This is a genomic window from Rhodococcus sp. IEGM 1318, from assembly GCF_033142465.1.
GTDB classification, from domain to species: domain Bacteria; phylum Actinomycetota; class Actinomycetes; order Mycobacteriales; family Mycobacteriaceae; genus Rhodococcus_F; species Rhodococcus_F qingshengii_B.
Map to the genome: position 1 here is coordinate 141,419 of NZ_JAWLSC010000004.1, position 13,032 is coordinate 154,450.

General features: G+C 60.9%; 14 protein-coding genes. 9 read left to right on the forward strand and 5 right to left on the reverse strand.

What is annotated here, in order from left to right; genetic code table 11:
* The first annotated feature begins 20 nt into the window (after window positions 1-20).
* Together R4P65_RS11545 and R4P65_RS11550 are read left to right on the forward strand one after the other, a co-directional pair.
* Complete coding sequence (locus tag R4P65_RS11545) at window positions 21-692, forward strand: response regulator transcription factor (RefSeq protein WP_317826585.1); 672 nt, start codon at window positions 21-23, stop codon at window positions 690-692.
* A 39-nt stretch (window positions 693-731) separates the two neighbouring features.
* A complete protein-coding gene (locus tag R4P65_RS11550) occupies window positions 732-1,511 on the forward strand; it encodes a helix-turn-helix domain-containing protein (protein ID WP_317826586.1) in 780 nt (259 codons plus the stop codon).
* Between the two features lie 23 nt (window positions 1,512-1,534).
* On the opposite strand, the gene R4P65_RS11555 is transcribed toward R4P65_RS11550, so the two are convergent.
* Both R4P65_RS11555 and argE read right to left on the reverse strand, forming a co-directional pair.
* Window positions 1,535-2,824 (reverse strand): MFS transporter, encoded by a 1,290-nt coding sequence (locus R4P65_RS11555; RefSeq protein WP_317826587.1) that lies wholly within the window; start codon window positions 2,822-2,824, stop codon window positions 1,535-1,537.
* A gap of 28 nt (window positions 2,825-2,852) precedes the next feature.
* Window positions 2,853-4,040, reverse strand: a complete 1,188-nt coding sequence (argE, locus tag R4P65_RS11560; RefSeq protein ID WP_317826588.1) for an acetylornithine deacetylase — start codon at window positions 4,038-4,040, stop codon at window positions 2,853-2,855.
* Between the two features lie 108 nt (window positions 4,041-4,148).
* On the opposite strand from argE, the gene R4P65_RS11565 reads away from it, so the two are divergent.
* The 5 genes from R4P65_RS11565 to R4P65_RS11585 all read left to right on the forward strand — a co-directional run bounded on the left by R4P65_RS11565 (window position 4,149) and on the right by R4P65_RS11585 (window position 8,386).
* Entirely contained in the window at window positions 4,149-5,219 is a 1,071-nt protein-coding gene (locus R4P65_RS11565) for an Lrp/AsnC family transcriptional regulator (protein WP_317826589.1), read from the forward strand.
* 51 nt (window positions 5,220-5,270) lie between these two features.
* On the forward strand, window positions 5,271-5,831 hold the full coding sequence (locus R4P65_RS11570; protein ID WP_317826590.1) for a TIGR03086 family metal-binding protein: 561 nt from the start codon (window positions 5,271-5,273) through the stop codon (window positions 5,829-5,831).
* 51 nt (window positions 5,832-5,882) lie between these two features.
* On the forward strand, window positions 5,883-6,491 hold the full coding sequence (locus R4P65_RS11575; RefSeq protein WP_317826591.1) for a TetR/AcrR family transcriptional regulator: 609 nt from the start codon (window positions 5,883-5,885) through the stop codon (window positions 6,489-6,491).
* Between the two features lies 1 nt (window position 6,492).
* The gene (gene gluQRS, locus R4P65_RS11580) at window positions 6,493-7,389 is read left to right on the forward strand and encodes a tRNA glutamyl-Q(34) synthetase GluQRS (RefSeq protein WP_317826592.1); all 897 of its coding nucleotides are present in this window, start codon (window positions 6,493-6,495) and stop codon (window positions 7,387-7,389) included.
* A gap of 256 nt (window positions 7,390-7,645) precedes the next feature.
* On the forward strand, window positions 7,646-8,386 hold the full coding sequence (locus R4P65_RS11585) for an EAL domain-containing protein (protein ID WP_317826593.1): 741 nt from the start codon (window positions 7,646-7,648) through the stop codon (window positions 8,384-8,386).
* A gap of 28 nt (window positions 8,387-8,414) precedes the next feature.
* On the opposite strand, the gene R4P65_RS11590 is transcribed toward R4P65_RS11585, so the two are convergent.
* Window positions 8,415-9,068 (reverse strand): DUF4190 domain-containing protein, encoded by a 654-nt coding sequence (locus tag R4P65_RS11590; protein WP_317826594.1) that lies wholly within the window; start codon window positions 9,066-9,068, stop codon window positions 8,415-8,417.
* A 130-nt stretch (window positions 9,069-9,198) separates the two neighbouring features.
* Here R4P65_RS11590 and R4P65_RS11595 point away from each other — a divergent pair, with 130 nt between their 5' ends.
* Together R4P65_RS11595 and R4P65_RS11600 are read left to right on the forward strand one after the other, a co-directional pair.
* Window positions 9,199-10,155 carry a hypothetical protein gene (locus R4P65_RS11595; RefSeq protein ID WP_317826595.1) on the forward strand — a complete coding sequence of 319 codons (957 nt, stop codon included), beginning with the start codon at window positions 9,199-9,201 and terminating at the stop codon, window positions 10,153-10,155.
* 118 nt (window positions 10,156-10,273) lie between these two features.
* A complete protein-coding gene (locus R4P65_RS11600) occupies window positions 10,274-11,008 on the forward strand; it encodes a queuosine precursor transporter (protein ID WP_317826596.1) in 735 nt (244 codons plus the stop codon).
* Here R4P65_RS11600 and tgt read toward each other — a convergent pair.
* Together tgt and R4P65_RS11610 are read right to left on the reverse strand one after the other, a co-directional pair.
* Window positions 10,999-12,288 (reverse strand): tRNA guanosine(34) transglycosylase Tgt, encoded by a 1,290-nt coding sequence (gene tgt / locus R4P65_RS11605; RefSeq protein WP_230816621.1) that lies wholly within the window; start codon window positions 12,286-12,288, stop codon window positions 10,999-11,001. The two genes, R4P65_RS11600 and tgt, sit on opposite strands and share 10 nt — an antisense overlap.
* 54 nt (window positions 12,289-12,342) lie before the next feature.
* Window positions 12,343-13,011, reverse strand: coding sequence for a GOLPH3/VPS74 family protein (locus tag R4P65_RS11610; RefSeq protein ID WP_317826597.1), 669 nt, complete (start codon window positions 13,009-13,011; stop codon window positions 12,343-12,345).
* Window positions 13,012-13,032: the final 21 nt, after the last annotated feature.

Consider the following 13,032-nt stretch of genomic DNA (forward strand, 5'->3'; position numbering starts at 1 on the left):
CTTCGGGGGGAGGATTTCACGTGAGCTTGATACTTGCAGCTACCGATCGTTCGGATCTTGTCCAGACACTCGGTACCGAATTAGTACATTTCGGGCACCAGGTACAGCTCGTCCGCACTGGGCGCCGTCTACTCGACGACCTGGACACCGATAGTTTCGATATTGCCGTGATCGACCTTCTGTTGCCGGACATCGACGGCTACGAGATCGCACGACAGATCCGCCTGCGCAGTTCGATGCCGATCATGATGTTGGTGGACACCCGTGAGGACATCGACGAAGCACCACACCGCGCCGTCTCGGACTTTGCACTGAGTCCGATCGATTCTCAGGCGCTCGATCTTCGGGTCACCGCGATCCTTCGCGAAACCGCACATCCGAGTGCCGGCAAACACCAACGTCACGGTGATTTGCTCCTCGATCGACGTGCGATGACGGCGACGATGGGCGGAAAGCTGCTGGTCCTCAGTCGGACCGAATGGCGAGTACTCCTGGAACTGTCGAGCGAGCCTGGGCGTGTGTACTCGCGTGATCACCTGATCCGAAGCGTGTGGGGTTCCGCCCACGAAAAGACGCGTGCGGTCGACGCGACGATTCTCAGCCTGCGGTCCAAACTCGAATCCGATCCCGCGAAACCGGAATACATCAAAACCATCCGGGGGTTCGGATACCGCTTCGGCCCGGTCGACTGAACTCGCCTTCGTGTCGGTGACGCTCGATAAGCTCTTGTCATGGGTTGGTACACACCACAATCGGTCGCCCCGGATCTCTCCGACATCCTGGTGTGCGGCTGGACGGCGTGTGCAGAAGGCGAGCACCTCCTCGTGCCCGATGCCTGCATGGACGTGCTGTGGATACGTGGCGTCGGCATCCGCGTCTGCGGCCCGGAAACCGCTGCGTGGTCGTTCACTCTTCCGCCGGGAACACGCTCCGTGGGTGTTCGATTCCGCCCTGGATCAGCCTCGCCCATGCTGCGAACTTCGGCGTCCGAGCTTCGGGACTCTCGCGCGGACCTCAGCAATGTAACCGACGCACGTACAGAACGAATACTGTTGAACCGCTTGGAAAATTCCGAAGACCACGAACAGGTCTCCATCCTCGAAGATGCTGTTCGAAGTTGGGCAAATTCGAGTTTCCGTCACGATCCGGTGATCAACCATGTTCGCACCGCACTGTCCGAACATTCGTGGAATGTCAGCTCTCTCGCCGACGCCGCCGCACTGACGTCACGCCAACTCCAGCGTCGTTGCAACGACGCCTTCGGATACGGTCCTGCGACTCTGCGCGCGATCTTGCGTCTCCAGCGCTTCATGGCACTCGCTCGCAGTCGACCCGCGTTGGGACTCGCTGAATCCGCTGCCCACTGCGGATTCAGCGATCAGGCCCACTTGACGCGTGAATGCCGCCGAATCTCGTCGCTGACCCCGGCGGCTCTGCTCCGAACCCAAGCCCCCGACTGGCACGGGTCGGATACCGTCGTCGCGCTGGCCGAGGGAGACGCGGTCGCATAGTCGCGACCGTCGTCCCCTGGCCGTCACTTTTGACTGAAAAGTGTCCTGGCCGACCACAGGCCGCCGAGGGAAAGAACTGCGACCGTCATGTAGTAGTAGCTCGGAGCGTCGAGCGAGCCTGTTGTACTGATCAACCAGGTCAAGACCAACGGCGCGATTCCGCCGAGCAGGGTCACGCCGAGGTTGTACGACAAAGACATCCCGGTAGCGCGAATCTCCGCAGGAAACAGCGAACTCATCAAGGCAGGCAACGGGCCGAAGGCGAACGCCATGATGACGCCCAGGACTGAAACAACCAGGACGAGCGTCAGAGTCGACGGGTGATCGACCATCAATTTGAAGAGCGGCCAGGCCAAGACGATTGCCGCGACGGCGGCCCAGGTCATGACTCTCGCAGGCCCGACCCGGTCTGCAAGATGACCGATCAACGGCACAGTGATCAAGGTGACCAGTCCGGCGACGATACCGCCGAGATAGCCGGCAGAGGCGGATACTCCGAGATTCTTCACGGCAAACGTCGGCATGTACAAGATGAGATAGATCGAGATAGTCGCGACGCCGACTACTGCGGCACCGGTGAGCACCCGGCCGAGATGCCTGGTCAGCGTCGTCTTCAGGGGGGCTCTATCCGGGACGCTCGTCTTGAAATCGTCCGTTTCGTCGAGCTTGGCACGGATGTAGAGACCGACCGGGCCGACGATGATGCCGAAGAAGAACGGAACGCGCCAGCCCCACGAGTAAAGCGCTTCATGCGAGAGATGGGTGTTGAGCACGTATCCGAACAACGATGCCAGGAACACCGAGGCACCTTGGCTCGCTACCTGCCAGGAAGAGTAGAACGCCTTCTTGTGTGGCGCAGTTTCCACGAGGAATGTTGTGGCAGTACCGAATTCGCCACCGGCGGAGAATCCTTGAATGAGCCGTGAAACCAGGATGACGACGCCGGCCCACGGACCGATCATCGAGGTCGTCGGCGCCACGGCCATGATGAGCGTGCCGATCATCATCAGCATCATCGTCAACGTCAAGGCGTTCTTGCGCCCGCGACGGTCGGCGTAGCTGCCGAGAACCATCCCGCCCAGTGGCCGGATGACGTACGAGATTGCGAACGTCGCAAACGTCAGTATCAATCCGAGTGTGTTGTCGCCACCGGGAAAGAAGTTATGGGCGATGACCACTGCGAATGACGCGTAGACGATGACGTCGAACCACTCGAGCGCGGCGCCGAGTGAGCTGCTGATCACCGCCTTGCGAGCAGCGGCCAGGCGTTCCGGAGTGACAGTTCCGGAGGTTGGCGTAGTTGCCGTGGACATAGGTTTCCTTAGGGGATTAGGGGGTGGATCAGGCGCGGGCGTGAGCGATGACGCTCCGAACGAACTGCTCGCACTGTGCCAATTGGTCAAGTGTCACGTACTCGTCGGGTGCATGAGCCTGCGTGATACTTCCCGGACCGCACACAACCGTAGGGACACCGATACTCGCGAACATGCCGGCCTCGGTGGCGTAGGCGACCTTTTCGTCCGTGGGCCGACCGCCCCATTGTTCTACCAGTGCAGCCGCCGAAGCATTCGCATCCGTCTCCAGCGGAGGAACCGAGGCCGAGACGTGCATCGTCACGGAGGCCGACGGATTTTCTTCCCGCATCAATGTTTCGATCCGATTAGCCTCGGCGGCAAAGCGTTCGAGCAGATCCTCGGCTCCTGCTGTGCTGATACTCCTGAACTCGAAAGTGATGGAGCAATCCTCGGGCACTGTGTTGACTGCTATTCCGCCGGATACGAGATTGACCGAGCATGTTGTCCAGGCCACGTCGAATGCGTCGTCGTGCGGGCCGGACGCACGGAGCTCGTCGGCCACGCTTCTGACGAATCGAATCAACTCGGCGCCGTATTCGATTGCGTTCACTCCTTGTGGAGTGAGCGACGAGTGAGCCGAAACGCCCTGCAGATCAAGACGTATGACGTTCATCGACTTGTGCGCGCGAATGACTCGCATCTCCGACAGCTCTCCGACAATGCACACCTCAGGTCGCAGGCCCCGGGTACCGATCTCCTCGACCAATCCGTCAGCACCGATGCAGCCGACTTCCTCGTCGTAGGAGAATGCGAAGTGAATCGGCTTCGCCAGCGGCCGAGCAACGATGTCGGGGATCGCCGCGACAACGATCCCGATGAACGACTTCATGTCGCACGTGCCGCGTCCGTACAGACTTCCGTCGCGAATTTCGGGGGCGAAAGGGTCGCTGCTCCAGTCTTGATCGTCGACCGGCACAACGTCTGTGTGGCCGGAGAACATCACACCACCGGAAGTACTTCCGTCAGGAGGCGTGAACGTGGCCAACAAGTTGAGCTTCGTTCCCTCGTCATCGGGAACAAGTATCGGCTCAACGCCGTGGCGACGTAGTTCCGCAGCGACGAGATCGATCAACGGTCGATTGCTCAGGGCACTCGTCGTATCGATACCGATGAGGCGCTTCACCCACTCGACGCTTCTCTCGGTCGGAACGGCGGACAACGTGGTGGACGGCATCAGGATTCTCCTCTCACAGCAGGAACACGGCAGGCACTCGCCGCCGCGTTCTGCCCTTCGAGCATGAATGAAGTGATCCCAGACACAATGAAGATGCACGATACTTGCATGATGATCGAACAAACGCAGGATTCCGCCGTACTCGACGACGTTGACCTCGCCCTGATCAATTGCCTGCAACTCAACCCGCGAGCGTCGTGGCGCACGGTTGGTGACGCGCTCAAAGTCGATCCGGTCACCGTCGCGCGGCGCTGGCAGCGACTACAGGACTCCGGCACAGCCTGGGTCTCCGCGAGGGCAACCGGCCACGGCCGTCCGGAATCGTGTCTGGCATTCGTGGAAGTCGACTGCACGACTTCGCACGCCTTGGCGATTGCCGAACGACTCGCCCTCTGGCCGCAAGTGCTGAGCGTCGAACACACAAGCGGCCCAGGCGACTTGACTCTTCTCGTCGAAGTCAGAGACATGGCTTTCCTGTCGCGCTTCATGCTTCGCTCGCTGGCGTCGGTGCCCGGAATCGTCAGTTCGCGTGCACATCTCGTCACCGAAGTCTTCGCGATCGGAGACGACTGGAAGTTGCAGGTACTCGATGCCACGCAGCGGGCGGTGATGACAGACCGGCCTGTGCGCTACAGATATGCACCGACGGATCAGCGCCATCACGGTAAGACGTTCGACGCGGTCGATCGCCGATTGATCTTGAAGCTGGGCGAGGACGGTCGATCATCGATTGCAGAGCTCACGGTCGGTACCGGCCTCAGCGAAAGTACGGTCAGGCGGCGCCTTGCCGAACTGACGTCGCGCAACCAGATCGTGTTCCGCTGCGACGTGTCACTGCCGTTGTCCGGTTGGCCTTTCGTGACCTGGGTGTGGGGATATGTCGATCCCACGGACCGGTCGACGATTCGTGCGCTGGTGGAACGAGTGCCAGGCATGCGCGTTTGCATGCGGATATCCGGAGGCCGCGCCAACACATTGCTCGCGATCGCCGCCCATTCCCTTCGTGAAACCCCCATTACCGAGGTACAACTCGCCCAAGAGGCGCCGGGTCTGGTGGTGCTGAACAGATCGGTGGTGCTGAGATCCATGAAAAGGGTCGGCCGACTTCTCGATGACGAAGGAAAGAGTGCCGGTGTCGTACCGATGGATATCTGGGCGGACGCTCCGGAAATCGAGTGAATGTCCGAAATAATCAATCACGATGCTCCGCGGCGGAGAAGGATCGACGTCATGACTTCAACAGAGAACTCCCCCGCCCAACGCTATCGGGATCTGGCCGCCGAATTCACGGCGCGGATCGACGCCGTACCCGCAGATCGCTGGGACAACGATTCCCCCTGCGAGGGCTGGACCGCCCGCGACGTGGTGAGACACGTGCTCGACAGCGAACGAGACATGGTCAAGGTAGTCGGCCTGGAATTGGCCTCGGGCCCGTCGGTTGACGACGACCCGTCCGCAGCCTGGGCGGCCGTCCGCGATTCGATGCAGGAAATTCTGGACGATCCAGAAAAGTCCACTCTCGAATACGACGGGCACTTCGGCAGGACCAACCTCGGGGCCACGGTCGAAGGGTTCTTGTGTTTCGATCTGGTCATCCACGGTTGGGACCTCGCAGCCGCAACCGGTACCGATACGGCGATGCGAGACGCGGACGTGGACTGGGTGTCGGAGATCGCCGCGGGCCTGGGCGACTCGATCCGCATGAGCGGCGTATGCGGCCCGGAAATACAGGTTCCGGACAACGCTGACAAAGCGACGAAACTCCTTGCCTTCCTCGGCCGGAAAGCGTGAAAAAGCACCCCTGACGTGCGCATTACTTCCATACACATGTAATGTCGCGGTATGCCAGAGCGTCGAAAATCCTCCACGAGTCCAGACCTGCTTGCGGCGGCATTGTTCGACGTCGCCGCGGAATCCGGACTGGAAAACGCCAGCGTCCGCGAGGTCGCAAAACGAGCGGGCGTCTCGATCGGCGCAGTGCAACATCATTTCTCGACCAAGGACGAGATGTTCGCATTCGCACTGCGAACACTCGTCGATCGATTGTTGACAAGACTGGCCGAGTCGTCCGCCGACGCGGATCCGCATACCTCTCTGTTCCAGGCACTCTCGCAACTGCTGCCCCTCGACGAACAACGCACGCGCGAGGCACATGTGCTCGCCGCATTTGCCGTGCGTGCCGCGACCAGCGAGTCACTCTCCGAAATCCGCCGGACAACTCTGTTCACAATCCGCACCGGCATCTCGACGGTCCTGATCGGGATCGGAACCCCGGAAGCGGAAACCAGAGCAACACTCCTACTTTCAACCGTAAACGGGTTGGCACTCGACGCACTCGGAAGCCCCGCCATGTATCCGCCGCAGTACCTCGATCACGCTTTGGAAACCGCAATCCGCCTCACCCTGCACGACGCCGAGAACCCGCTCGCCTCCGTCGGGCTCGCCAGCTGACGTGGCAGGAGCAGGGCGCTTCGCGCCGAGCCCGTCCGGCGATCTCCATCTGGGAAACCTCCGAACCGCCCTCTTGGCCTGGTTGTTCGCCCGCACCAGCGGGCGCGACTTCCTCATTCGGGTCGAGGATCTCGACCGTGTCCGACCCGGCGCGATGGAACGGCAACTCGACGATCTGCGGGTGCTCGGCCTCACCTGGGACGGCCCGGTCGTCCTACAGTCACACCGTCTTCCCTTGTACCACAAGGCCATCGAACTATTACGCGAGCGTGACCTGACCTATCCTTGCTTCTGCACACGCAAGGAGATTCTGCAGGCACCGTCCGCTCCCCATGCTCCCGACGGCGCCTACCCCGGCACGTGTCGAAACCTGTCGGAGGCCGAACGCGCCGAGAAATCAGCAATCGGCCGATCCCCCGCACTGAGGCTACGGGCCGGCATCGACTCGTTCACCGTGCACGACGAACTGTTCGGCGAAGTGACGGGACAAGTCGACGACGTCGTCCTGCTCCGCGGTGACGGGGTACCCGCCTACAACCTCGCCGTTGTCGTCGACGACGGCGCCCAGAACATCGACCAGGTGGTCCGCGGCGACGACCTCCTGACCTCGGCTCCACGCCAGGCCTACCTTGCTCGACTGCTCGACATCGAACCACCGTCGTACGCGCACGTTCCTCTCGCGGTGAACAGTGAAGGCAAACGACTCGCGAAGCGCGACGGCGCCGTGACTCTTGCAGATCAACTCGAGGCCGGACGCAGTGCCGAACAGGTTCTGACGATGATCGCGTCGAGCATCGGCCTCGCCGAACCCGGCGAAGTTGTCACACCACCACTATTGGCGGATCGATTCGATTCTCGGAAGATCCCCCGGACCCCGTGGATTTTCCCGGCGAAGTAAGCGAAGGATCAATTTGCACCTCGACGGAGCAAAGGGTCGATTGTCCGATATGAGCAAGCCGTCCGCAATAGCTATTCGTTGGCAATTCTCCAATAGTGAAGTACGGTCGAGACTGGCGAAGGCATTTAAGGGCGAGTGGTCCCTGCAAAACTACGGCCGGGATCTGAACCTGGAATCCGACCGCAGGACCCACTTGCAGCATCCACGCTGACACGCACGTCCGGCACGGGAGACTCAGGACGAAAAGGAAATACGCATGGTCCGCGAGCTTCGCGAGGCACTCGACGACCATCAATTCGAGGTGTTGTATCAACCCCAGGTCAATCTGAACTCGTCAGCAATTATCAGCTATGAAGCCCTGCTGCGGTGGCGCCATCCACTTCGAGGGTTGATCGAGCCTCAAGATTTCATGCGCTCCGCCGAGTCTTCCGGGCTCATCATTCCCATCGGATTACAAGCTCTGGACATGATTTGCGCCCAAACAGCGTCGTGGCCCGAGCACATGATGGTCGCGGTCAACTTTTCGCCTCGCCAACTCGCTACCCCGCACGCAGCTCACGAGATCCTCGGAGCGCTCGACAGTTCTGAAACCCCACTGAGCAGAATTATCGTGGAAGTCACCGAACTCGGCGTCGTGGGTCAGCATGCCGCCGAGACTCTTCACATCCTGCACAACGAAGGAATTCGAATTGCCCTCGATGATTTCGGGGCGGGCTTCGCATCGTTCTCCGCGTTATCGGAATTGCCGCTCGACATTCTCAAGATCGACCAATCGTTGACCTGGGCCGTCAGCGCAGCGGGTCGTGCTGGAGATCGCGCCTTCATGGTCATGGAGTCCATCACCGACATCGCTCGGAAGCTCGGTCTTGATTCGATAGCCGAGGGCGTAGAAACCGCCGAACACGCAGCCAACGTCCTGCGCGCCGGCTGCGACATGGGCCAGGGCTATTACTTCGGGAAGCCACTTCCTGCGTCGTCCATCGTCACTTCCGTGTGAGTGCCAGGCACTTCAGTACGACGCCACTTCAGTACGACGACGATGCACTCGCTATGAGTGCGACTACGAGAATCACGGCAAAAATCGCCAAGAAAGCCGCTCCGACCGCAATTCCGGCAATCGCAAGCCCGCGTCCCTCTTGACCTGTCTGCTTGATCTGATTGAGCGCGACAATTCCCAAGATGATTCCGATGATTCCGCCGACGCTGTAGAAGCAACCGCCTGCAAGCGATACAACCAGCGATGCAATTGCGAGACCATTGGTGCCGACCGGCTGCATCGGCGGTGCGTACCCACCCGTGAATTGATTCGGTTGACCGTACGGGTTCGGAGGTTGGCCGTATTGAGCTTGTCCGTACTGAGCCTGTCCGTATTGTCCGGGTTGCTGATATTGATTCTGCTGATATTGATTCGGCGGTCCGAAACTCTGCGGCGGCAGGTATGGGTTGGGTTCACCAATCCCACCCGGCTGAGGCGTATTACCGGGCGGGTTGTACGACGGCGGCGGATAACCCGGGTACTGCTCGTTGGGAGTGGTATATCCGGGAACTTCAGGTGAAGACTGCGTTTCGGACGGGGACACGCCGTACCCCTCGGGAGGCAGGCTCGGAAATTCTCCGTATCCAGGTTTTGCCTGGTAATCACTCGAAGAATCGTCGTTGTTGACCCCGGAACTCGTCATACAACGCAGCCTAAACCACAGGTGACCTCCGAATCCAAGTGAGCAGATGTCATCCACATAGCTCTTTGATCCCAGTAGGGTCATATCCACTGTCACACTCGAGCGCGATATTTACGACTGAGGGGAACACATGACAACCGGCGGGTACGACCCCAACCAGAATCCAGAAGGCGGGAAGCAATTCCCACCCCAGGATCCATATGGCCAACAGGGAACACCTCCTCCCGGAAGTTACCCTCCACCGGCCGGTCCTCCGCAGGGTGGAAGTTATCCCCCGCCCGGCGGCTACCCGCCGCCCCCACAGGGCAACTTCCCTCCGCCCCCTCAGGGTGGAAGCTATCCCCCTCCCGGCGGAAACTACCCGCCGCCCGGCGGTTACCCGCCACCTCCCGGAGGCGGCAACTTCCCGCCGCCGCCCGCCAATGACTACGGCGCAGGATTCGGTGGACCGCAGCTTTCCGTGGGTGCCGCGCTGAATTACGGCTGGGAACGCTTCAAGAACAATGCGCTGACGTGGATCGGTATCACTGTTGTCGCGGGCTTGATTTCCTTTGGCATCAACCTGTTGTTCGGTGGCTTCGACTTCTCGACAGACGGTTCGACTTCGGTGTCGGCGTTGAGCATCATCGGCGGATTGGTCTCGATCGTCGTCAGCATTCTGATCCAGGCTGCCTACGTTCGAGGTGCCCTCCATGAAGTCGACGGCAACAAGCCTGCTTTCGGTTCCTTCTTCCAGTTCTCGAACATCGGCGCCGTTATTCTGGCGAGCATCTTGGTAGGGTTCGCGGTAGCGATCGGCCTCGTCCTGCTGATCATTCCGGGCATCGTCATCGCGTTCCTGACCTACTTCACGTTGCAGTTCGTTATAGATCAGGATCAGGATCCCGTCACCGCAATCAAGTCGAGCGCCAGCGTCATCTCCAAGAATGTCGGCCCGCTGCTTCTCCTGGCACTCGCGGCAATCGGCATCAATCTCGTTGGCGCACTGCTCTGCGGTCTCGGATTGCTGGTCACCGGACCGGCCACTCTCATCGCAGGCACCTACGCGTATCGCGTCATCACAGGACGCTTCGTAGCAGCACTCTGATCAGGCTTCATCCCATTACTGAAGGCCCTGCGGTTCCACGTGAAACCGCAGGGCCTTCGGTGTGTTCTGCGCAACTGGACGGTCGCCAACTCGCATCCGAGCGCCTTGTGGTGCTTGGATGACGGACGTGACAGCTCAGGATCAGCAAGACGAATCGACCCACGAAACCAAATTTGCGCACGTCAGCCGGGGTTATTACCCGACGATCGTCGCGCTGTTCACCGCGACGCTGCTGATCTCGAACGTTGCGGCGACCAAAGGGGTCGCCTTCTTCGCGGATTCCGAGTTCTCGCTCGGTCCCTTGCAGATTCTGCCCATCATCACCGACGGCGGCTTCTTCTTGTTCCCGCTCGCCTATGTCCTCGGTGACGTGCTCAGCGAGGTCTACGGCTTCAAAGCGACCAGACGCGCGATCTACCTGGGCTTCGGCGCACTGATCCTTGCTGCCGCGTGCTTCTGGATTGCCGTGCAGCTCCCGTCGGCGGCGTTCTACGAGAACCAGGCCGCCCTCGAAACCGTAGTGGGCGTCATTCCCCGGCTACTGGTCGCAGGCTTGGCCGCCTACCTCGTCGGCCAGCTCTTGAACTCCCTAGTGCTGGTCATGATGAAGAAGCGCATGCAGGAGAAGCACCTGTGGGCGCGGCTGATCGGCTCGACCGTCGTCGGCGAATTCGCCGATACCCTGATCTTCTGTTCCATCGCGGCCGGTGTCATCGGCATCAGCACGTGGGAAGACTTCATCAACTACGTGCTGGTCGGCTTCCTGTGGAAGACGCTTGTCGAGGTACTGGTCATGCCGATCACCTACCGCGTCATCGCCTACGTGAAGAAGCGCGAACCGACCTACGCCTGAGGTGCAGGCGTCTTCGCCGCGTAGAACTTTCCGAGCATGTCCGCTTTGAAGTCGTGGAAATATCCGCCTTCGATGCTGGCTCGGATGTCGTCGACCAACTTCACGGTGAATCGCTCGTTGTGGATGGTGCAGAGCGTCGACGCGAGCATTTCCTTCGCCTTGAAGAGGTGATGGATGTACGCGCGGGTGTAGTTGGCGCAGGTGTAGCAGTCGCACTCGTCGTCGATAGGCGTGAAGTCACGACGGAATCGGCTGGTGTTGATGTTGAACCGGCCGGAGCGGACGTAGATCGCGGCATTGCGAGCAACACGCGACGGGTTGACGCAGTCGAAGGTGTCCGCACCGTTCTCGATTGCGACGAAGAAGTCGTCCGGTTCACTGATACCGAGCATGTGACGCGGTTTGTTCTCGGGTAGCTCCTCGTTGCACCAGCGCACGATCGTTCCGAGGTTCTGCTTCTCCAAAGCACCGCCGATGCCGTACCCGTCGAAGCCGTATCCGTTCTCGCCTTCGATCGACTCGAGGCCGCGACAGGCCTGACGACGCAGATCCTCGTACTGCGCGCCTTGGATGACGCCGAAGAGCGCCTGATAGGGCTTGTCGGCGCGTTCGGCGGTGAGCTTCTCGTGCTCGTTGATGCAGCGGATCGCCCACGCCTGCGTGCGCTCGACCGATCGCTCCTGGTAGCCGCGGGTGTTGAGCAGCGTGGTGAGCTCGTCGAACGCGAACATGATGTCGGCGCCCAGCTGATGCTGGATCTGCATCGACACCTCAGGGGTGAAGCGATGCTTACTGCCGTCGAGGTGCGATTTGAACGTCACGCCCTCGTCGTCGACCGTCGCGAGACGCTCCTTGCCCTTCGCGATGACGTCGTCGGACTGCACGCCGACGGCCTCCATCGCGAGCACCTTCTTGAACCCGACACCAAGCGACATGACCTGGAAGCCACCGCTGTCGGTGAAGGTGGGCCCGTCCCAGTTCATGAACTTGCCCAGCCCGCCGGCCTCGTCGACGATGTCGGGTCCCGGCTGCAGGTAAAGGTGGTACGCGTTGGCGAGCAACGACTGCGCACCGAGTTCCTTCATGGACTCGGGCAGCACTGCCTTGACCGTGGCCTTGGTTCCGACGGCCACAAACGACGGCGTCGCGATGTCACCGTGCGGTGTGTGGATGGTGCCGGTTCGCCCGAGCCGGTCCTCGAGCCTGGTCCCAATGGTGAAAATCGACTCGGGACGCTTGTCGACGGAGGGCACGGGCGGTGTCGGTAGTGCAGAAGTCACGGGCTCAATCCTGTCACAGCTGCAGAAAGGGCCACGTCGTCCAGCATCGCCCCGTCACGATCCCGTAGATGCCGACGCCGCAATTGTTGCGGTGAGCGCAGCGGTGGTGGCTGCCTGCGTCGCGGCGATCGACTGCCGCACTGCCTCGCTCGCCCAGTTTCCCTGCGACAACACCTTCGCTCGCGCTTTCGCCGACTTGAACTGATCGGATGGAACGATCACCTTGAGCATGTTCGCGCCTGCCAGGATCGACACCAATGCACCTTCGGCGGGAGCGGGTTGGCGGACGCCCAGCAGAATCTCACGCAGCACGAAGCGCAGTTGATCCTCGTACTGCGGGTTGGTTGCCGGCCATCTGACGCTCGGAAAGATCCCGAGCACTTGATGTTCCACGGCCGTCACAATTCCGCGGGCTTGCATGCCTGCATAGAGCGCCTTGCGTGCGCCCTTCGCAAGTCGGTTCACCACCGCAGTCGGCCGGGCCGGTGGCTTCTCGGCCAGCCGTGCCAATGCAGCGTTGAGAGTGGGATCCGCGAGTGGCCGATTGTCGATAACGACTGCCCGCGCCCGCCATCCGGAGCCGTCAAGGCGGACGCGGTCGGCAAGGACGAGTTCGACCAGCAGCGCGCCTCCGAGCGCAACGTCGACGTAGGACGACGATTGCAGCAGCTTTCCGCTGACGTCGTCGGTGGCAAGCAACAGCAGATCCTCGGCAATCAGCATGCTCACCACCGTAGTTGCGCG

What these genes read in the sequence shown, in the direction of transcription:
- R4P65_RS11570 (WP_317826590.1), top strand. Translation starts at nt 5,271, where the DNA reads ATGACTTCAACAGAGAACTCCCCCGCCCAACGCTATCGGGATCTGGCC.
- R4P65_RS11565 (WP_317826589.1), top strand. Translation starts at nt 4,149, where the DNA reads ATGATGATCGAACAAACGCAGGATTCCGCCGTACTCGACGACGTTGAC.
- R4P65_RS11575 (WP_317826591.1), top strand. Translation starts at nt 5,883, where the DNA reads ATGCCAGAGCGTCGAAAATCCTCCACGAGTCCAGACCTGCTTGCGGCG.
- argE (WP_317826588.1), bottom strand. Translation starts at nt 4,040, where the DNA reads ATGCCGTCCACCACGTTGTCCGCCGTTCCGACCGAGAGAAGCGTCGAG.
- R4P65_RS11590 (WP_317826594.1), bottom strand. Translation starts at nt 9,068, where the DNA reads ATGACGAGTTCCGGGGTCAACAACGACGATTCTTCGAGTGATTACCAG.
- R4P65_RS11555 (WP_317826587.1), bottom strand. Translation starts at nt 2,824, where the DNA reads ATGTCCACGGCAACTACGCCAACCTCCGGAACTGTCACTCCGGAACGC.
- R4P65_RS11595 (WP_317826595.1), top strand. Translation starts at nt 9,199, where the DNA reads ATGACAACCGGCGGGTACGACCCCAACCAGAATCCAGAAGGCGGGAAG.
- R4P65_RS11600 (WP_317826596.1), top strand. Translation starts at nt 10,274, where the DNA reads ATGACGGACGTGACAGCTCAGGATCAGCAAGACGAATCGACCCACGAA.
- R4P65_RS11610 (WP_317826597.1), bottom strand. Translation starts at nt 13,011, where the DNA reads ATGCTGATTGCCGAGGATCTGCTGTTGCTTGCCACCGACGACGTCAGC.
- R4P65_RS11550 (WP_317826586.1), top strand. Translation starts at nt 732, where the DNA reads ATGGGTTGGTACACACCACAATCGGTCGCCCCGGATCTCTCCGACATC.
- R4P65_RS11585 (WP_317826593.1), top strand. Translation starts at nt 7,646, where the DNA reads ATGGTCCGCGAGCTTCGCGAGGCACTCGACGACCATCAATTCGAGGTG.